15 protein-coding genes, 1 tRNA gene and 1 pseudogene are annotated in these 20,438 nt (G+C 40.4%); 11 read left to right on the top strand and 6 right to left on the bottom strand.

Annotated features, from left to right (window positions below):
* The first annotated feature begins 61 nt into the window (after nt 1-61).
* Both EJ994_RS11945 and scpA read left to right on the top strand, forming a co-directional pair.
* The gene (locus tag EJ994_RS11945) at nt 62-1,438 is read left to right on the top strand and encodes a methylmalonyl-CoA mutase subunit beta (protein WP_126592669.1); all 1,377 of its coding nucleotides are present in this window, start codon (nt 62-64) and stop codon (nt 1,436-1,438) included.
* Entirely contained in the window at nt 1,431-3,587 is a 2,157-nt protein-coding gene (gene scpA / locus EJ994_RS11940; RefSeq protein ID WP_126592667.1) for a methylmalonyl-CoA mutase, read from the top strand. Before EJ994_RS11945 ends, scpA begins: the two co-directional genes overlap by 8 nt.
* Before the next feature lie 79 nt (nt 3,588-3,666).
* Here scpA and EJ994_RS11935 read toward each other — a convergent pair whose 3' ends face one another.
* Nucleotides 3,667-4,899: an MFS transporter gene (locus EJ994_RS11935; RefSeq protein ID WP_126592665.1), complete on the bottom strand. Its 1,233-nt coding sequence runs from the start codon at nt 4,897-4,899 to the stop codon at nt 3,667-3,669.
* Between the two features lie 162 nt (nt 4,900-5,061).
* Here EJ994_RS11935 and EJ994_RS11930 point away from each other — a divergent pair, with 162 nt between their 5' ends.
* Nucleotides 5,062-5,640 (top strand): RidA family protein, encoded by a 579-nt coding sequence (locus EJ994_RS11930; RefSeq protein WP_126592663.1) that lies wholly within the window; start codon nt 5,062-5,064, stop codon nt 5,638-5,640.
* A gap of 43 nt (nt 5,641-5,683) precedes the next feature.
* Here EJ994_RS11930 and EJ994_RS11925 read toward each other — a convergent pair whose 3' ends face one another.
* The 5 genes from EJ994_RS11925 to EJ994_RS11910 all read right to left on the bottom strand — a co-directional run bounded on the left by EJ994_RS11925 (nt 5,684) and on the right by EJ994_RS11910 (nt 11,596).
* A complete protein-coding gene (locus EJ994_RS11925) occupies nt 5,684-7,537 on the bottom strand; it encodes an FAD-dependent oxidoreductase (protein ID WP_126592661.1) in 1,854 nt (617 codons plus the stop codon).
* Nucleotides 7,534-8,697: an AGE family epimerase/isomerase gene (locus EJ994_RS11920; protein ID WP_126592659.1), complete on the bottom strand. Its 1,164-nt coding sequence runs from the start codon at nt 8,695-8,697 to the stop codon at nt 7,534-7,536. The genes EJ994_RS11925 and EJ994_RS11920 overlap by 4 nt, the downstream gene beginning before the upstream one ends.
* Nucleotides 8,698-8,760: 63 nt before the next feature.
* Nucleotides 8,761-9,708 carry a DUF4434 domain-containing protein gene (locus tag EJ994_RS11915; RefSeq protein ID WP_126592658.1) on the bottom strand — a complete coding sequence of 316 codons (948 nt, stop codon included), beginning with the start codon at nt 9,706-9,708 and terminating at the stop codon, nt 8,761-8,763.
* A gap of 65 nt (nt 9,709-9,773) precedes the next feature.
* The gene (locus tag EJ994_RS17750) at nt 9,774-9,983 is read right to left on the bottom strand and encodes a hypothetical protein (protein ID WP_317128085.1); all 210 of its coding nucleotides are present in this window, start codon (nt 9,981-9,983) and stop codon (nt 9,774-9,776) included.
* Complete coding sequence (locus EJ994_RS11910; protein WP_317128084.1) at nt 9,983-11,596, bottom strand: sodium:solute symporter family protein; 1,614 nt, start codon at nt 11,594-11,596, stop codon at nt 9,983-9,985. Before EJ994_RS11910 ends, EJ994_RS17750 begins: the two co-directional genes overlap by 1 nt.
* A 126-nt stretch (nt 11,597-11,722) precedes the next feature.
* On the opposite strand from EJ994_RS11910, the gene EJ994_RS11905 reads away from it, so the two are divergent.
* The 8 genes and pseudogenes from EJ994_RS11905 to EJ994_RS11870 all read left to right on the top strand — a co-directional run bounded on the left by EJ994_RS11905 (nt 11,723) and on the right by EJ994_RS11870 (nt 20,420).
* Nucleotides 11,723-11,794: transfer RNA gene (locus EJ994_RS11905), tRNA-Arg, on the top strand.
* Nucleotides 11,795-12,252: 458 nt separating this feature from the next.
* Nucleotides 12,253-13,701, top strand: a complete 1,449-nt coding sequence (locus EJ994_RS11900) for an arginine decarboxylase (protein ID WP_126592656.1) — start codon at nt 12,253-12,255, stop codon at nt 13,699-13,701.
* Nucleotides 13,702-13,876: 175 nt separating this feature from the next.
* Nucleotides 13,877-14,815, top strand: a complete 939-nt coding sequence (speB, locus tag EJ994_RS11895; protein ID WP_126592654.1) for an agmatinase — start codon at nt 13,877-13,879, stop codon at nt 14,813-14,815.
* On the top strand, nt 14,805-15,779 hold the full coding sequence (locus tag EJ994_RS11890; RefSeq protein ID WP_126593714.1) for a deoxyhypusine synthase family protein: 975 nt from the start codon (nt 14,805-14,807) through the stop codon (nt 15,777-15,779). Before speB ends, EJ994_RS11890 begins: the two co-directional genes overlap by 11 nt.
* Before the next feature lie 2 nt (nt 15,780-15,781).
* The gene (locus EJ994_RS11885; protein ID WP_126592652.1) at nt 15,782-16,105 is read left to right on the top strand and encodes a hypothetical protein; all 324 of its coding nucleotides are present in this window, start codon (nt 15,782-15,784) and stop codon (nt 16,103-16,105) included.
* Between the two features lie 76 nt (nt 16,106-16,181).
* Nucleotides 16,182-17,708, top strand: a complete 1,527-nt coding sequence (locus EJ994_RS11880; protein WP_126592651.1) for a bifunctional GNAT family N-acetyltransferase/carbon-nitrogen hydrolase family protein — start codon at nt 16,182-16,184, stop codon at nt 17,706-17,708.
* A gap of 5 nt (nt 17,709-17,713) precedes the next feature.
* Nucleotides 17,714-19,083: pseudogene (rimK, locus tag EJ994_RS11875) on the top strand (30S ribosomal protein S6--L-glutamate ligase).
* Between the two features lie 476 nt (nt 19,084-19,559).
* On the top strand, nt 19,560-20,420 hold the full coding sequence (locus EJ994_RS11870) for an RNA polymerase sigma factor RpoD/SigA (RefSeq protein ID WP_126592649.1): 861 nt from the start codon (nt 19,560-19,562) through the stop codon (nt 20,418-20,420).
* The last annotated feature ends 18 nt before the right edge of the window (nt 20,421-20,438 follow it).

Raw genomic sequence — 20,438 nt, 5'->3', positions numbered from 1 at the left:
TGGTCATGACTATAGTAAAATCCCTGATAAGACCACGTATTTCTCTAAGTTTGCCTAAGATATGAAGCAAAAACTATTTACCGAATTCGAAGAAGTCTCCGAAAAGGCCTGGAAACAGAAAATCCAGTACGACCTTAAAGGGGCGGATTATAACGATACCTTGGTTTGGGAATCTCCGGAAGGGATTAAGGTAAAACCCTTTTACCACCAAGACTCCATGTCGGATATTGTTTCGAAAATACCTTTGCCTGAACATGGGTGGTCTATCGGACAGGAAATTTATGCTGGTAATGCGGCCATGGCCAATAAAAAAGCCATTAAAGTACTGGAGAACGGAGCAGAACGGGTACAGTTTAATATTCCATCGGAAACGATTGATGGTTCAGTGTTGTTGAAGAATATTGACCTAAAACAGACTTCTGTTTATTTGGAGATGCAGTTTCTTTCGGAGCCCTATATACAGTCAGTTTTGGAGGTTGCCAAGGGTCATGAAGATGCTATTTATTTTAATGTAGATATCATCGGTAATTTGGCACGAACCGGAAATTGGTACACTAGTCTAGAAAAAGACCATCGATGCTTGGATTTGATGCTGAAAACTAAAGCGCAACACATCCTAAGCGTGGATGTTTCCTTGTATGAAAATGCAGGATCTACAATGGTACAGCAATTGGGCTATGCCCTGGCACATGCCAATGAGTATTTAAACCATATAGATCAAAGTGGAAGCGGTAACCAGACAAAATCCTTGGTTTTTAAGGTAGCTGTTGGAGGCAACTATTTCTTTGAAATAGCCAAACTACGGGCGTTACGACTGCTGTGGGTAAATTTAATTTCGGTTTATGACATAAAGTTAGAATGTCATATTGTTGCCTATCCTTCTAAAAGAAATAAAACACTTTACGATTATAATGTAAACATGCTGCGGACCACCACGGAATGTATGTCCGCCGTATTAGGAGGTGCCAATACGCTTATTAATATGCCTTATGATGCGCTATATCATAAATCCAACGATTTTGGAGAGCGTATTGCCCTGAATCAATTGTTACTCTTAAAAGAGGAAAGCTATTTTGATAAAGTAAGCAACGCATCGGACGGGTCTTATTATATAGCATCTTTGACTGAGCAGCTGGCAGAAAAAAGCTTGGAACTGTTAAAGTCTATTGAGAAGGGCGGCGGATTCTTAAAACAGCTTAAAAACCACACTATCCAAGGAAAGATTAAAGAGTCTGCCAATAAACATCAGGAACGCTTTAATGCACAAGAAGAAGTTTTGGTGGGGATGAACAAATTCCAGAACGAGACGGATACCATAAAAGAAAACCTAGAGCTTTATCCTTTTGTGAAAACCAACGCAAGAAAAACGTTGCTCGTACCTATAATAGAAAAGCGTTTAGCAGAAACCATGGAACAAAATAGATTGAAGGATGAGTAGAAAAAGCCTGGACAATCTTAGTTTAAATTTTTTGGCGGTAACAGCTAAAAAAACTAATGCTACCTCAGATGGCAGTACGGGGTATGTTACCGCGGAAAATATCGAACTAAAAAAGACCTATTCCGAGTCGGACATAGCGTCTTTGGAGCATCTAAATTTTGCAGCAGGAATCCCACCTTATTTGCGTGGGCCCTATTCCACAATGTACGTTAGAAGGCCTTGGACCATTCGCCAATATGCTGGGTTTTCTACGGCTCAAGAGAGCAATGCATTTTATAGAAGAAATCTGAAAGGCGGACAAAAGGGTTTATCCGTTGCTTTTGATTTGCCTACCCATCGTGGATATGATAGTGACCATGAGCGCGTGGTGGGAGATGTAGGAAAAGCAGGTGTTGCAATCGACTCCGTAGAGGATATGAAAATCTTGTTCGATGGAATTCCTTTGGATAAGATGTCGGTTTCCATGACCATGAACGGTGCGGTATTGCCCATAATGGCCTTTTATATTGTCGCTTCGGAAGAGCAAGGCGTGTCCAAAGCGTTATTGGCAGGCACTATACAGAACGATATTTTAAAAGAGTTTATGGTGCGTAACACCTATATCTATCCACCAGAACCTTCCATGCAACTGGTGGCCGATATTTTTGAATATACGAGTCAGTTTATGCCTAAGTTCAATAGCATTAGTATCTCTGGGTACCACATGCATGAAGCCGGTGCGCCTGCGCACATAGAATTAGCGTACACCCTGGCAGACGGACTGGAATACATCCGTACCGGAATTAAAGCCGGTTTAAAAATTGATGATTTTGCACCCAGACTTTCCTTTTTTTGGGGTATTGGCATGAATCATTTTATGGAAATAGCCAAGCTGCGCGCTGCACGTATGTTGTGGGCAAAACTGGTGAAGCAGTTCAACCCTCAAAATCAAAAATCACTTGCCTTGCGAACGCATTGCCAGACCAGTGGCTGGAGTCTTACGGAACAAGACCCGTTTAATAATGTGGCCCGAACTACCATTGAAGCAGCGGCAGCTGTTTTTGGAGGCACACAAAGTTTACATACCAATGCCTTGGATGAGGCCATAGCCCTACCAACGGATTTTTCTGCCCGAATTGCCCGTGAGACCCAGATATACTTACAAGAAGAAACCAAGATAACCAAGACTGTAGATCCTTGGGCGGGAAGTTATTATGTGGAGACCTTAACGCATGAGTTGGCTGAGAAAGCTTGGGAGCTTATGGAAGAGGTAGAAGATTTGGGCGGTATGACCAAAGCTATTGAAGCAGGAATCCCCAAGATGCGTATCGAGGAAGCGGCTGCCAGAAAACAGGCACGATTGGACAGCGCACAGGATGTACTTGTGGGCGTAAACAAATACAGACTAGAAGAAGAGGACGAGTTACAGATACTGGAAGTAGACAACCAAGCGGTTCGTAAGGAGCAAGTCGAAAGATTAGATGCAATAAAGCGAGATAGGGATAGCAAAGAAGTAGAAGTTTGCCTGCAGAAGCTAACAGAGGCGGCCAAAACAAAGATGATTGGTAACGGAGCTTCTCATAATTTATTAGCTTTAGCGGTAGAAGCGGCCAGAGTTAGGGCAACCCTAGGAGAAATCAGTGATGCCTTGGAAGTTGCTTTTGGGCGTCACAAGGCAGAAATAAAATCATTTACAGGAGTGTATTCCAAGGAGATAAAAAACGACAGTAGTTTTAAGAAGGCACAAGAGCTTGCCGATAAATTTGCGGAACAAGATGGCCGTAGGCCGCGTATTATGATTGCCAAAATGGGTCAGGACGGGCATGACCGTGGCGCTAAGGTAGTCGCTACGGGATATGCCGACCTCGGTTTTGACGTGGATATAGGACCTTTGTTTCAAACACCGCAGGAAGCCGCTAAACAGGCCGTGGAGAACGATGTGCATATTTTAGGCGTATCCTCCTTGGCAGCAGGGCATAAAACCTTAGTGCCAGCTGTAATAGCAGAATTAAAAAAGTATGGCCGGGAAGATATTATGGTCATTGTTGGCGGCGTTGTTCCCAAACAGGATTACTCCTTTTTATTGGATGCAGGAGCAACCGCCGTATTTGGACCTGGCACAAAAATCAGTGATGCCGCTATTGAGATATTGGAGCTTCTGATAGAATAGAAAGAAGATAGCAAACAATTGAAATGCAAAATACCCAAACAGTTTTCTGTTTGGGCATTTTTTATGCTTTAGAGATTGTTTAGGCAGTTGCCACTTCTACCTCACTTTTTTTATTCTTTAGCCAGAAATATAGTATGGTAAACAGAACGATTAATATGCCCGGAAAAAGTACCATGGTTCCTAAAGTTGCTTGTCCAGATACTAATTCCAGTTCGTCCCCAGTTAATCCCTGAGCAACCGCATCCGCCTTGTCAGAATCAATCCAACCTCCTATAATAGGCTGAAAAATGGAATTGGCGAACATACCGATAGCACCAATGATAGACATGCCCAAAGCACCACTCTTAGGAACTTTAGTAGCTACTAAACCAATCATATTCGGCCAAAAGTAGGCAATACCAAGGGCAAAGATTATAGCGGCAACATAGGCCATTGCCCCTGTTTGCGTGCTAAAAAGATATATCCCGATAGTGGCTAAAATTGCGGAACCCAATAATACACCAGTTTGGTCAAAACGTTTCACCATGTCACCACCAAAATAGCGGGCTACGGCCATTAAACCAGCGGTTAAGGCCAATATCAAGGTGGGTTGTGCTCCACTCTTTGCTAAAATAAGACCTACCCATTGATTAGGTCCAAATTCGGTAATTGCTGTCAAGGCCATACAAACTCCAATGAATAAGAACAAGGGAGTAATCATAGACCTTAAATTAACGCCAATGGCCGCAGCTTCCTGTATTTTAGCTTTTGGCCAATCCTGTCCAAAAAACATATACGCATAAATTAGTGTTGGAATCAGGAGCAGCCACATCTGATTTTGTCCTGTGATTCCATAATCGGTCATAAAACCCGAGAGTAGACTCCCTATGGCAATACCTCCTGGAAACCACATATGAAAACGATTCAACATCTTACTCATTCTAGTACCTTGATAAGCGTCTGCAATCATTGGATTACAAGCAGCCTCAGTACAACCATTACCCAAGCCTATCAAAAGGTTGGCAATTAATAAACCGAGATAATTACCGGAAAATATGAGTAATAAGATACCAACGGCATGCGCAAAGAATGCAAATTGCATAATAGCTTTTCCACCTACCTTATGATAGATTAATCCGCCAACTACCATGGAAATGGGAAAACCTAAAAACCACATCGATGTGATAAGACCGGTCTGACTTGCCGTTAATTCTAATTCAGTTTTAAGTTGGTCTAAAATTCCAGCTGCAATAGCAAAAGAGAACGCTGTCGTTATTAATGCGAAACAGCTACCGTAAAAAAGCCTATTCGCATTTACCTTAGAATTTTCCATATTCAATTAATTTTATTGGTTTGGTTAATATGCTAATCTAATAAAAATGAAATAGTTTTTAGTATTTTTTAGCTAAATCCTATCCTTCACCGTATAAGGTTAACATATTATCATATTTTTATGATGAATATGTATTTATAATCTTATAAACAGTAATGTAACATGAAAAACTTGATGCTAGGGGCCTTTCTATTACTTCTTTTGTCCTGTGGAGCCGAACCCAATAACGAATCAGAACAGAAAACCGTTGAGAATCCGATAGAAACGGTTCCCGGTGATTATAATCCAGAGGCCAAACTTGGGGATCTCAATATTACACTAAGAGATCAAGGAACGCCTGTTGCTAATTATGTACATGCCGTACGAACGGGAAATCTAATTTTCTTGGCCGGGAAAGGGCCTAAGCAAGATAATGGCGAAAACATTCTTGGTAAATTAGGTGCGGACTTAAGTGTAGAAGAGGGCTATAACGCCGCTCGGGAGGTTGCTATTAATCAACTGTCCGTCTTAAAGTCGGAATTAGGGAATCTGAACAAAGTTAAAAGAGTAGTCAAGGTAAAAGGTATGGTCAATGCAATACCAGATTTCAAGGATCATTCCAAGGTTATTAATGGCTATTCTGACCTTATGGTCGCTGTCTTTGGTGATGCGGGTAAACATGCCCGAGCTGCGGTAGGTATGGGTTCGTTACCTGGTAACATGGCTGTGGAGATAGAGATGATCGTTGAGGTGTATGAGTAACAGGAAATTCTACTCGATAATTAAGGTTAAAAACGTTTCGAAGTTACTTCTGCTTTAATTCTCCATTCCAGTTTACTTCCATCGCAAATGGGTTCAATAATTTATCAGCGAGAATGCTTACGGTACGCCTGTTCAATGCTATTTTATCATCACAAGCCTGGTGAATACCCCATGTATTCCATTTTGTTTTAATAACCGGAATTGAGTATTCCATGTTTACCTTTTGTAATATAGAGGCGATAAAAGGTAACCTGATTCCAGCACCGGAAGCCGCCATACTCTCTAAAGAAGGAAAGTAGGGTTGAAGCCCCCTAATAAGTTCATGTTCCGATACCATTCTATTGGGGTAAAACCAAGTCTGATTTGCCCACTTATAGGCAATTCCGGTACCTTTTAGTATTCCTGTTGCACCCATGCGTTGCATGGCCCCAAAAGCGGAATCTTCTTTTTTGATATCGATAAAAGGCATGATATAGACATTACTCTCTAACAGCGCGTTTTGAACCTTTCTTATGGATATTTCAGAGGGTTTTTTGTTTTCTAGAATGGACATGGCTGACAAAGCACCAGCAGCTTGGCCTATGCCCAAAACTACAGGTTGGAGTCTTGTTGCCCCGTTGACAATATTGGATACGCTAATATTTTTTTCCGCCACTATAAATTGCTCCACGCTTTCTGGAACCAAACTACCTAAAGGTACATTGTAACTTGGAACTTTTATATTGATAAAATCGATTTCTGGAGCTTCGGAATTTTTATCGTGATGATGGTCTATAGGATAGTCGCCCACCGTAATTCCTGTTCTGTATAAAGTGAAATCATATGGTCTTTCTAAATGGTCTACGGTTAAGAACGTTTTTCCTTTTACCCTTCTAGCCTCCCTATCATAAGGAATCATTGGAAAATTGTCTTTGGTAGGAAATTCTTCTGCTACCCTTAGGTGTTTAAAGCCTAATTCATTTTGAATGTAGTAGACGAAACCTTGTGTGAATGCTTTGGCATCCGCTAGCTTATTTGAACGTTCTTCTTTTGACAATTCTGGCCAGTTCACATAAAAATCATTTCCACAATTGGGCCAGTTCACCATATATTTATTGTTGGGTAGTTTGCCGTAGTTCAGCATTTGTTCACAACCGGAAACTCCACCGAACATATCACCATCTTCCCGTTTACAGGCACAGGCATACGCTTCAGGGTCGTAGTTTTTGGGTTTTTTTACTAGCCCTTTTTTACCCTGATTAAGGAGAGGGATTTTCGAAACATCCTCCAATGTCAAAACATAAGTTAGGTCCTGCACAATGTTATTGGCTGTTTCGGGAGCTTCTTTTTCGTTTGTATCGCTTTTTGCATCCATACCTAGCCTAAAATCGGCACCAACCAAGGGCAATAGTTCGCCTATTTCGGTAGCATCTATGAGTATTTTGGCCTTTGTGGAATAGACTTTTTTGTTTCGACTGTAGGTAATTTGCCATCCTTCCCCATCTTTTTTTACATCACTGTATATCGCATTAAAAGCGATGTCCAAATTAGGGATATTTGCCATTTCTTGAAGGATTTTGTTGCCTACCGAGGGTTCAAATAAGGTGTGGCTAACCCAGCCTGTAGCCAATGCCTCTGCTCCGCCATAATGGTCACGCAATTTTTGACGAAATTCTCCCCAAATACCAGAGGGCATTTCATGGTTGCCGTCAATGGCCGACACACCGGCCGAGGTCAGCATACCGCCTAACCAAGGTGTAGCTTCGATGATTTGCACTTTAACACCCATCCGTGCCGCCTGGATTCCTGCAGAAGTTCCGCCAGCACCGCCTCCGATAATCAAAACGTCTACTTCTTTCTGGCCGGCACATATGGTTAGTAGTAATAACGAAAAAAGAGTACAATACAGATTTTTCATAGACTAGAATTTTCCAAGGTTTTCCAAATTTCTAACAGAGCTCTTGGTACATGAAAACAGCCTTTCCATTTACCGCCTTTTAGGTTTAGGTGCACCTTTCCCTCTCTGTTAAGGTAGCCGAACCATTCGCCACCGTTTTCTATATCCCTGAAATGGGACCAAGTATAGTCATGTACTTTTTTGAACCATTCCGCAGCTTTGGGGTTTTGATTGTAGGCATATGTTTTTGCCAAGGCGACCAGGGTTTCTAAATGCACCCACCAAAGTTTTTGGTCGTGTTCCAGTTGCTGCGGTGGATGGCCTTTTCTGTCCATAAAATATAGGATTCCACCATATTCCGGGTCCCAACCATGTTCCAGTTGTTGAAACATAAGTTTTTCCGCTTTGTTGATCAGGGCCGTATCATTTTTACGGATTCCCAAATTCATGATAAACCACATGGCCTCTATTGCATGACCGGGATTCAACAATCTGCCCTCAAAGCTGTCCACAAACTCTCCAGTGTGCGACACGTTTTCTAGTACCAATCCAGTTGCATCGTCATAGAAGGTATTCATGACCAAATCGATGACGTTATCCGTCACCTCGGAAACTTTTTCCGATCCTAATAAAGGTTCCAATTCCAAGGAAAGGTTGCACAGGATCATGGGCAGAGCAAAGTTTTGCATGGGTCGTGTACCGGGAACCGATTTGTCATATTTCCCCTTGGGATGCTGCTGCCGCTTTAAAATATGTTCAAACGTGGTCTTAGCGATTGTTGCGTATTTCTCTTGCGGATCTATTTCATAGAATTTGCCAAAGGCCATAGCCGCAAAACAGTCCGAAAATATATTGTAAGGTTGGATGAGAGGCTGTCCTTTTCGGTTCAAGGAAAAGTACCAATCACCGGCCGTATCCCGCCCATAGTTTTCCAGAAAATCGGCACCTAATGTGGTGATTTCCTTCCATTCCTGTTTTTGTGCTACTTGTTGGTACAAGGTAGCGAACATCCAGACTTGTCTAGCCTGTAGCCATACAAATTTATCGGTATCGTAAACTTCTCCTTTTGGGGTCAAACAGGTGAAATAGCCCCCATATTCTTCATCCAAAGAATACTTTTCCCAAAAAGGTAGAACTTCGTTCAAGAGTTCATTTTTGTAAAGGTTTGCGTAGTCTTTCAATATAAGTGCTATTTATTTTTTTACATTGATATCCAGTCAAGGATAAATTGTTCAATACGGTTTTTATGTCGTTCCTCGGCCTGGAGCGAGGGAACTTTCCATATATCTATTATATAAATGTCCCGCTTGCAAATAAGCTGATTGTGGACTCATAAAATGGGAGAATTCAAACGTAATGGCTTTTTTACAACCAGCCTTTTTTGCAGCCCTTAATTTAAAAAGAAGTTTTTCCCACTTTATTGGTAAGAACTTAATAGGCATATCTCTATCAAATGATTCTGAATTAGTCCATGATTGTAGGCCGTATTTATCGGCTAATTTTTTATTTAGTTTTAGGTAATCTTCCAAATCATTATAATCCACATGGCCATCTTGGAATGCTACGATGTCCACACTATCTTTAATGCCTTTAAATATCTGGTCCCATTCTTTTTCGTGTTCTTGTAACGAAACTCCAGAATCTTTGGTGAGTTCATTGTTTGCCGCCATTACCGCTTTTTTACCGTCTATCCAAGGAGAAATCAATACCGGCAAACCCTCGCTGACCGCTTTGCATTTGGCACCCAATTGTGCAATGGAAGTTACGGCACCTATGGTCTTTCGACTCAGCTCCAAACTCAAATACCAGCCGCCAAAACTTTTGTAATGGCCATAGGTGTTATAGGCTTCTTCGATTATGTGGAGATTTACCTCAATTTCGTGTCGCATATCCCCTGTTTTCCAATATTCCCCACTGTCATATGTGCCAAAATAAAAGGTCATACCGTACTTGTCCGACAGTTCCAAATATAGTTTTACCAGATCCATGGGAGGATCAAAACAATGGTGTTCTTTTGTTAGGTATTTAGAAGGATAGGTCAAAAACCGTTTGTAACCGCAACGAATTAAGATTACGGTCTCTATACCCATGGCCTTCATATGTGCAAAGTCCTTATCCCATTCTTTTGCTCCCCAGTTCTGATGAGGTATATCGTGACTAATTTCGTCTATAAAAGTTCCAGTTATTTGCATTAAAACAAGTTTCAAGTTTATGGTTTCAAGTTTACAACCTTGAACGTTGAACTTGAAACCTTAAATTATTTTTCAAGGTTGTCCCACCAATATTTCTTCAATAGTACGCTTGTTAGTATTAATATAGCGCTCCAAATTACCATCTGCGTATTTTGGCGTAACATAAAATACATGGGAATCAGTACTTGTGCCATTTGCCAAATGACACCTATGACCACATTAAAACTATCGCGTTTAAAGTCCATATTAGGCACAAAGCTAAAGTCTTCTTCCATCACTTCTTTCTTGATCGGCCCCAGAATCCCCAAGGTCTAGTTTGTTTGTAGAAGGTTTTTATCTGTTCTCGATTAGGTAAAGGCTCCATATAAGTGCCAATAATACAACCAATAAACGCAAACGCAAAAATGAGCGGGAACACAAAAATATCCACATAATGCGGAAAGAATATGAATTTTACCGTAGAACCAATTAGGCCAAAAAGCATTCCCCAGAAGTAGCCGTTACCTGAAAAACGCCACCAGACCCATTTTAATACATTGGCCGCCACATATCCTCCATATAAGGAAGAGCTGAGCCATAGGATAAGACTGTTTAGGGAGCCGGCATTAAATCCAAAGGCAATACCTACCATAACCAAGCCTAAAGAAGAAATAATACTTAGCTGTACCAGTTTTTTATCCGGTGCACCTGGATTGATGTATTTCTTATAAATATCATTGACAATATAGGCAGGAGCCGAATTTACAAATGCGGCGAAGGTCCCCATAAAAGCGGCTAGAAAACCGGCAAGCATTAAACCCTTTAACCCTACAGGTAAAAATTTATTGATAGCCATGGGAAGTACTTGTTCAAAATCTATAGCATCTCCCATTGCCTTTAATTCAGGGCCAAGAAAAACCAAGGCTAACACCGCAAAACCTATAATCATAAAATAGCGTGGAATATATAACACACAAATGGTTAAGAAACTCATTTTTGCAGCTTCAGAAGGTGTTTTAGTAGCAAGTATACGTTGCATGTCATAACTGGGAACAGGGCCAGCAACAGAAGCAAAAACTCCTTTTAAGACCATTAGTATGAATAGTATTCCAAAAAGGTCAAAGCCATCGGAATCAATTTTATTGCGTACCTGAGGGAAGGCGGAGTTACTCCAGTCTAAATCTAGATTCCACCCAAACCAAAGTTTGTCCCAATTATCAGGTACAACGGCGGTAATCTGTTCTGCCGTAACCATGTTGTAAGCAACGATTCCAACCCCAATACAAGCAATGGTCATGATTACAAATTGCATTACTTCTGTGGCTACAACGCTATGCATTCCGCCCTTTACCGTGTACAAAGAGGTAAGGCCACAAATGATAAGAGCATAACTTCTTGCAGAAGAAACCTGATAACCAAGTAAATCAAAGGCCATATCCCAAGGTAGTATAGACGTGCAATATTTGCCGATTCCTTCAAAAAAGTAGGCTATAAAGCCAAGAACACTGATAACCGCAAAAATTACGATAATGATATGGGAAAGCTTTGCTCCCCTTCCGTCTCCAAAACGGAACGTAATCCATTCTGCCCCTGTCATCACACCGGACCTTCGCATCCAAATAGCAAGATATACAAATACGAAAACCTGGTTCCATACTGGCCATAACCATGGTAGCCAAGCACTTTTTAATCCGTAAACGAACAGAATACCGACTGACCACATGGTGCCGGAAATATCGAACATTCCCGAGGCGTTACTAAGGCCAAGATAATACCAGGGTAGTTCATTTCCTCCTAAAAAATACGATTCAAGATTCTTGGAAGATTTTCTGGATAAATAAAAACCAAGTACTAAGACCCCAACTACGTAAGCGATAACAATACCTATATCCCAAGGGGAAAGTGTCATACTAGGATTTAATTTAAATCTTGAATATAATCAAGATTTCCGTCGGGTTGAAGAATAGTGGTAATTAGTTCTTTGAGATTTTTATAGAATACCTGAAAAACCCTAATTTAGCGCACTTGATTTTTTGGCCTCGTAGTTCAATGGATAGAATAGAAGTTTCCTAAACTTTAGATGCAAGTTCGATTCTTGCCGAGGCTACAATTAAATTTTAAACATAAGTTTTTTACCTCCATTTTCAATTATTCGAAAAATAAGCCTGTAACTTACTGATTGCAAGTAACTTAATTTTAAAAATTATTTTATCAAAAATAACTTCTTTTTCAAAAAAAATGTTTTCATTTGCATGCTCAAAATAGCCATGCGCTACTTTGTATTTAGCATTTAGCTGAACATGACATGTAATGTTTATATGTTCGGGCTTTGGGGGATTAGGAAGTCAAACCTTAAAGTAGCTTATAAGATGAGCGACCGAATTTTAAAGCTTACTTCCGTTTTAAATTCACCGATTGTGCGGCCACAGCACAACTACTTTTTTATTCCTACTACTCAGGAGCAAATCATCATTTGATTTTCAATTTGCTTACATTTTATTAATGTCTAGCAACACTTTCCATTATTATTTTTAACGAATTTTAAAGCGTAATTGTTTATAAAGCATGAATACCAAATATATTGACCTCATAGAACAAACCTATGATTTCCCTCAAGAAGAATTTACTTTAGAAGGAGAGCACCTGCACTTTCATGGAATCGATTTAAAAAAATTAATCGCGCAGTACGGGAGTCCTCTAAAATTTACCTATCTGCCAAAAATATCGGAGAATATTCAAAGAGCCCAACATTGGTTCAAAAAAGCTATTGATAAATACGACTATAAGGGTACGTACAAGTATTGTTACTGTACAAAAAGCTCTCATTTTCAGCATGTGTTACACGAGGCACTGAAAAATACTATTCATATCGAGACTTCATCGGCTTTTGACATTAATATTGTGGAAGAACTCAAAAGTGTAGGGAAAATTAAGGACGATACCTATGTACTTTGCAACGGTTTTAAAAGAGCCCAATACATTGAGAACATAGGAAGACTGATTAACAATGGCCATCGGAATTGTATCCCCATTATAGATAATTACGAGGAGATAGATTTACTCTCTGATGTTATTAAGGACGATTTTCAAGTAGGTATTAGGATTGCATCGGAAGAAGAACCGAAATTCGAGTTTTATACCTCTCGCTTGGGCATTGGCTATAAAAACATTGTTCCTTTTTATGAAGATCAAATTAAGAACAATGATAAAGTAGAGCTTAAAATGCTTCATTTTTTCATTAATACCGGTATTCGCGATAACGCCTATTATTGGAACGAACTAGTCAAATGTTTAAAAGTATACGTAAAGTTGAAAAAGGTTTGTCCGTCTTTGGACAGCTTAAACATTGGTGGAGGTTTCCCCATAAAAAACAGTTTGGCGTTCGATTATGATTATGAATATATGGTCGATGAAATCATTAATCAAATTAATATTACCTGTGCAGAGGCCGAGGTACCTGTACCTAACATTTTTACGGAATTCGGAAGCTTTACCGTTGGGGAAAGTGGCGGTGCCATCTATGAAATTCTGTATCAAAAACAACAGAACGATAGGGAAAAATGGAATATGATAGATTCCTCTTTCATCACTACCCTGCCAGATACTTGGGCCATAAATAAACGTTTTATCATGCTGCCCATTAACCGCTGGAACGATGAATATGAGCGTGTGCTTCTGGGTGGACTTACTTGTGATAGTGATGATTATTACAATAGTGAACAAAACATGAACGCTATTTATTTACCTAAATACAAGCGGGACAAACCTTTGTATATCGGATTTTTCAATACTGGGGCGTACCAAGAAACTATAGGGGGTTACGGAGGCTTACAACATTGTCTAATTCCGCAACCAAAGCATGTTTTAATTGATAGGGACGATGAGGGCAATCTAATGACCACTTTGTTCAACCCTCAACAAAAGGCAGAAGATTTACTCAAAATATTGGGATACGGTTCCAGATTTGAAGTAAAACAGGATACGCTAGAAGAGCTTCAGGATGAAGTACGTTAGAACCCGTTTATTGAGGAACAGATAGCTTCTCTATAAGCTTCGATTGGAATAACGGGTTATGTATAGGTTTTTCGCTAAAAAGGAGGGATTAAGGGAGGTGTAGAAAACAATATTGCAATCTTAAAGATTACAGAAAAAATATATTTTATCAAATTAAAAAATAACGAACATTACAATGAAATCAACAAAGAATTACGCAGGTATCGCTGACGAATTCGCGCAACTGGAAACCGCAAAGGTGGTTTTAATCCCTGTTCCTTACGACGGGACAAGTACTTGGGGAAAAGGAGCTGACAAGGGTCCGGAAGCTTTCTTAGAAGCCTCGGAGAACATGGAGCTCTATGATATTGAGACGGAGTCGGAAGTATACCGGCAAGGCATACATTTGGCAGAGGCTATTACGGAGAACACTTCCCCGGAAGCTATGGTAAATGCCGTGCATAGAACCACCAAGGAATATATAAAACGAAATAAATTCGTAACCCTATTCGGTGGCGAGCATTCTATTTCTATAGGGAGTATTAGAGCTTTTAATGAATGTTTTGATAATCTTACGGTACTGCATATCGATGCTCACGCAGATTTACGTGAGTCCTATGATGGTACGGCGTATAACCATGCTTGTGCCGTACACGAGGCGAGCCAAAACACCAATTTGGTTCAGGTAGGAATACGCTCTATGGACGCTATCGAGAAAACCTTTATGGATGCGGAAAAGACATTCTTTGCCCATGATATGGTTACGGATGAATATTGGATGGACAAGGTTATAGAGGCCATGTCGGATACCGTATTCATTACTTTTGACTTGGATGCTTTAGACCCTTCAATACTTCCTTCTACAGGAACTCCCGAGCCAGGTGGCTTATTATGGTACGAAACACTGGATTTTTTAAAACAGGTTTTTGAAGAGAAAAATGTAGTCGGTTTTGATATCGTTGAACTATGTCCGAATAAAGTAGATAAGTCTTCGGATTTTCTTGCTGCAAAACTTTATTATAAAATGTTGAGCTATAAATTTATGGGACAGGACATAGACGAAGACTATGATAATACTTACGATGTGGATTATAAATCCAATAACGGATTAAAATTTCAAGATGATGAAGACTAAAGGAGCGATCTCAAATTTTATCGAAAAATACTACCTACACTTTAACGCAGCAGCTTTAGTAGACGCAGCCAAAGGCTATAAGGAGCAGTTGAACAATGGGGCTAAAATGTTGGTTTCCTTGGCTGGAGCCATGAGTACGGCAGAACTGGGCAAGATTTTTGCGGAGATGATCCGCAAGGATAAAGTCCATATAATTTCATGTACCGGAGCCAATTTAGAGGAGGATATTATGAATTTGGTAGCACATTCACATTACAAACGTGTTCCGAATTATCGCGATTTAACGCCTCAAGATGAATGGGACTTGCTAGAGAAAGGATTAAACCGTGTAACGGATACCTGTATTCCAGAAGAAGAGGCGTTTAGAAGAATACAGGAACATATTGTAAAAATTTGGATGGATGCAGAAGCAAAGGGAGAACGTTATCTGCCTCACGAGTATATGTATAAATTATTACTTTCCGGTGTTTTGGAAGAACACTATGAAATAGACCTTAAAGATTCTTGGATGTATGCCGCCGCGGAAAAAAACCTGCCTATCGTTTGTCCCGGTTGGGAAGACAGTACCATGGGAAATATTTTTGCGTCCTATGTCCTAAAGGGAGACCTGAAGGCCAGCACCATGAAATCGGGAATAGAGTACATGACCTTCTTAGCGGATTGGTATACGGATAATTCATCCAATGGAATCGGATTCTTCCAAATTGGAGGTGGTATTGCAGGAGATTTCCCAATCTGTGTGGTTCCCATGCTCTATCAGGATATGGAACGTACGGACACACCGTTTTGGAGTTATTTTTGTCAGATAAGTGATAGTACAACGAGTTATGGTTCTTACTCGGGAGCCGTTCCTAACGAAAAAATCACATGGGGAAAACTGGATATTGATACACCAAAGTTTATCATTGAAAGTGATGCCACTATTGTAGCACCTTTAATTTTTGCTTATCTTTTAGATTTATAATTATGGATAAACACGCACATTTAAAAAAAGTAATCGTTGACTTTAAAAAGTTGACGCCAGAAGTGCTGAAACTCACCGTGGCACGTTACCCGGACGGTTATGATGATAGGGATATCGTTTCCTTCAGAAACGCTCATGGTGAGCGTGTAGAGGCGGTAGAGGTTTTAACCCATGACACTAAATACTTGGTAAAAATCAGTGAGAAACTGGAATATACCATGGAAAATTACGATGAGTCGGATTATGAGGATTTTGAGGATGACGACCCTGAGGCAGTGGTGGAACCAGACCCTAAGGACATGGTAGACGGAGATGACGACGAATAAATTTTACTGAATTTCTAATTAAAAATATACCACGGGATTTTCATAGCGAAAATCCCATTTTTTTATGCAAAGAAGTATGAAAATAGAACATATAGAAAATATTGAATTAAAGTTTTTAGACCTGGACGATTATCAGGAATTAAAAACCGCAATGATATCGGCATACTCCAATATGCCCGGGGCTTACTGGAAAGAAAAACATATAGAAGCCCTGATAAAGAAGTTTCCTGATGGCCAAGTTGTTATTAAGATTAACGGACAATTGGCCGGTGTGGCCCTTTCCATAATCGTAGATTACGATAAGTTCGATGATAATCACACCTACGAACAGATAACGGGTAATTATTCTTTTAAGACGCACGATCCCGATGGAGATGTGCTCTACGGTATCGAGGTTTTTATAAAGCCAGAGTTCAGAGGCTTAAGATTGGGCCGTAGGTTGTATGATTATAGAAAGGAACTCTGTGAGAAGCTAAACCTTAAGAGCATTGTTTTTGGTGGTCGTATGCCCAATTATCATACCTATGCAGAAGCGTTGACCCCAAAAGAATATATCGCCAAGGTGCGTCGTAAAGAGATACAAGACCCCGTACTCAATTTTCAAATTAGCAACGATTTTCATCCGGCAAAAGTGATGAAAGGCTATTTAGACGGAGATTTGGCATCTGGAGAGTTTGCCATTCTAATGGAGTGGGACAATATTTACTATCAAAAACCATCCAAAAAAGCTGCCACTAAAAAGACGGTAATTCGCTTAGGATTAATACAGTGGCAAATGCGTCCTTATAAAGATTTAGAGGAGCTGTTGCAGCAGGCAGAGTATTTTGTGGATGCGGTCTCTGGCTACCGCTCGGATTTTGCGCTGTTCCCTGAGTTTTTTAACGCTCCACTAATGGCAAAGGACAACCATTTGTCCACGCCGGATGCCATACGGGAGCTTGCTAAACATACCGAAGCTATCGTACAGAAGTTCTCGGAATTTTCCATTTCCTATAACATCAATATCATCACGGGAAGCATGCCGGAAATGATTAATGGGAGACTCTATAATGTGGGTTATCTATGCAGACGAGATGGAAGTATGGAGCGTTACGAAAAGTTGCATGTTACCCCAGATGAAGCTAAAGTTTGGGGTATGCAAGGGGGCACGCAACTGAAGGCATTTGATACCGACTGTGGCAAAATTGGAGTGCTTATTTGCTATGATTCCGAATTTCCGGAATTAAGTCGTCTTCTGGCAGATGAGGGGATGGACATTCTTTTTGTACCCTTTTTAACGGATACACAAAACGGGTATTCTAGGGTAAGGCACTGTGCGCAGGCAAGGGCTATAGAGAACGAATGTTACGTAGCCATTGCCGGTAGTGTGGGTAATTTACCCAATGTGCAGAATATGGATATCCAATTTGCGCAATCCATGGTTTTTACGCCTTGCGATTTTTCTTTTCCTACTAACGGGATTAAAGCCGAGGCAACCCCAAATACCGAAATGATACTGATTGCCGATGTGGATATCGACTTGTTACGGGAATTGAATCAATTCGGTGCGGTAAGAAACCTAAAGGACCGTAGAACCGATATCTTTGAACTTAGAAAAAAATAAGAATTTTGAACGATTTAAAAATAATTGGTAGTGAAGAGTGGTGTGTTTTTGAAGGTCTTGGCGTTCCTGCCATTAAGGCCAGAGTAGATTCAGGTGCAAAAACCTCATCTATACAGGCGACCAACTTAAAGGTCATTACCAAGGGTACCCAAGAATGGGTGCGTTTTGAAGTGAATCCGCTTCAAGAAAACAGAAGTATCGCCATTCCATGTGAGGCACGTTTGGTAGATCGCCGTATGGTAAAGAGTTCTTCAGGCATTTCGGAAGAGCGCTTGGTGGTAAAGACACCGGTAACCATAGGGAAGGACACTTTTGAGATTGAATTGACCTTGGCCAATAGAGATACCATGGAGTTCCGCATGTTATTGGGAAGAGAAGCGTTGACCGAGCGCTACATCGTAAACCCTGCATTAAACTATGTGGTACAGTATTTTTCCAATGAAGAGATAGCGTCCAAGTACGCTCCTTTCAAAAAGGAAAAAACAGGGTTAAAAATAGCTTTGCTGGCTAGCAACCCTAACTTATACAGTAATAAGAGAATTATGGAGGCCGCAGAGGCACGTGGGCACGAGATTCAGTTTTTGAACGTAGAGCTGGCCTATATGAAATTAGATGCCCAGTCTCCCGAAATACGGTATAGAGGGGGTAATATACTTACCGATTTCGATGCGGTCATACCACGCATAAAACCGTCGGTAACTTTCTACGGCTGTGCTTTGATACGGCAGTTCAATAACTTGGGTGCTTATTGTCAGAATTCCGCTGAGGCCATTACACAGTCTCGCGATAAACTGTTCGCTTCCCAATTATTTTCCAAGAATGACATTCATATTCCTATTACCGGTTTTGCCAAGTCCCCTATGGATACCAAAGACCTGATAAAGATGGTCAATGGTGCCCCTTTGATCATAAAACTGTTGGAGAGTACGCAGGGTAAAGGTGTGGTATTGGCAGAGACCAATAAAGCAGCTGAAAGTGTTATCAATGCTTTTAAAAGTGTAAATACCAATATTTTGGTTCAAGAATTCATTAAGGAAGCTAATGGACAGGACATCCGGTGTTTTGTGGTCAATGGTAAAGTTGTCGCCAGTATGCAACGACAGGCGCAAAAAGGCGAATTCAGGGCCAATATCCATCAAGGAGGAAAGGCTTCTATCATTAAAATAACTTCAGAGGAAAAGAAATTAGCCATAAAAGCCGCTAAAATTCTGGATTTGGCAGTTGCGGGGGTAGATATTATCCGGTCTAATAAAGGCCCCTTTTATTAGAGGTAAACTCCTCTCCGGGATTGGAAGGTATAGAAAACGCAACAGGTAAGGATATTGCCAATGAGATGATCGTAGCGATCGAGAAGAAGTTGAAGTTTAGTAGTTGACTTAAATTCACCAAAACCTCTTTGGTCGTTCTGGTAGACCAAAGGCTGCTTGCCAGTCTCAATCTAGCTGTGCATTAGTGTTTCTTATATTGCTGGGTCAAGCATTTGTAATAGCCTGTCTAAAATTGGGCTCATATGTCTCTTGAAAAGAGAGAACTTTTTCTTGCATTCTTTTGGCTATTTCGGCGGGAGCAAGACGCATAGACTATAAATTTTGTGAAAAGCGGATTTTTATGTCCCCGGTTCTGACCCCATAATCTTCAACGTAGCCTTATGAGCATCTTCCATGAAGATTACCGTTATTATAGCATCCTTTTTTAGGAAGCGAGTGTATGCGCCTCCAGCGATAGCTTCGCGATGAATTTTTACACGATAATTGTCCGTTTTTGCACAAAAAAGCTAAAAAACACGTCAATTACTTGTATTTCTGGTATATAATGATAGATTAAAGGAGAATAGTAAACCAAAATAAATATATGCGCCAATTAAAAATTACAAAGCAGATTACCAACAGGGATTCCAAATCTTTAGAAAAGTATTTTCAGGAAATTTCTAAATTAGATATGATAACAGCAGAGGAAGAGGTGGAACTAGCGATTAGAATACGAGAAGGTGATCAAGTGGCTTTGAATAAATTGGTGAATGCTAATTTACGTTTTGTGGTTTCTGCCGCAAAGCAATATCAAGGTAGGGGATTGCGCCTTTCAGACCTTATTAACGAAGGAAATTTCGGATTGGTCAAAGCGGCCAAACGTTTTGACGAGACCCGTGGGTTCAAATTCATTTCGTATGCAGTGTGGTGGATACGGCAATCTATCCTACAGGCCATATCCGAACAGTCCAGAGTAGTGCGCTTACCTTTGAACAAAATAGGAACTATCAGTAAAATATATAAAGTACATTCTAACTTAGAGCAGAAATATCAACGCCAACCATCCGCCGAGGAGATTGCAGGTGAATTGGATATCAGTGTATCAAAGGTTAAGGGTGCAACGAAAAATTCTGGAAGACATATTTCTATGGACGCACCTTTGCGTGAAGGAGAAACGTCTAGCCTGTACCATGTAATGAAATCAAAAAATGCCACAAGTCCGGACAAAAAGGTGATGCAAGATTCCCTTTCAACCGATATTGATTTAGCATTGGATACGTTACCCGATAGGGAGCAAAACATTGTGCGTCTTTATTTCGGTATTGGCGAGCGTCATCCGATGAGCCTCAATGAAATAGGGGAAATATTCGATTTAACAAGGGAAAGGGTCAGACAAATTAAGGAAAAAGCGATACGCTTGTTAAGGAATAAATCCAGAAATAAAGTCCTAAGGGCTTATCTGTAGTGTTTTACGAACCCACAG

Origin of the sequence: Maribacter sp. MJ134 (genome assembly GCF_003970695.1) — a bacterium.
Lineage (GTDB): Bacteria > Bacteroidota > Bacteroidia > Flavobacteriales > Flavobacteriaceae > Maribacter.
Note: the sequence above shows the minus strand (reverse complement) of the source record. Positions and strands in the feature narration are given on the sequence as shown.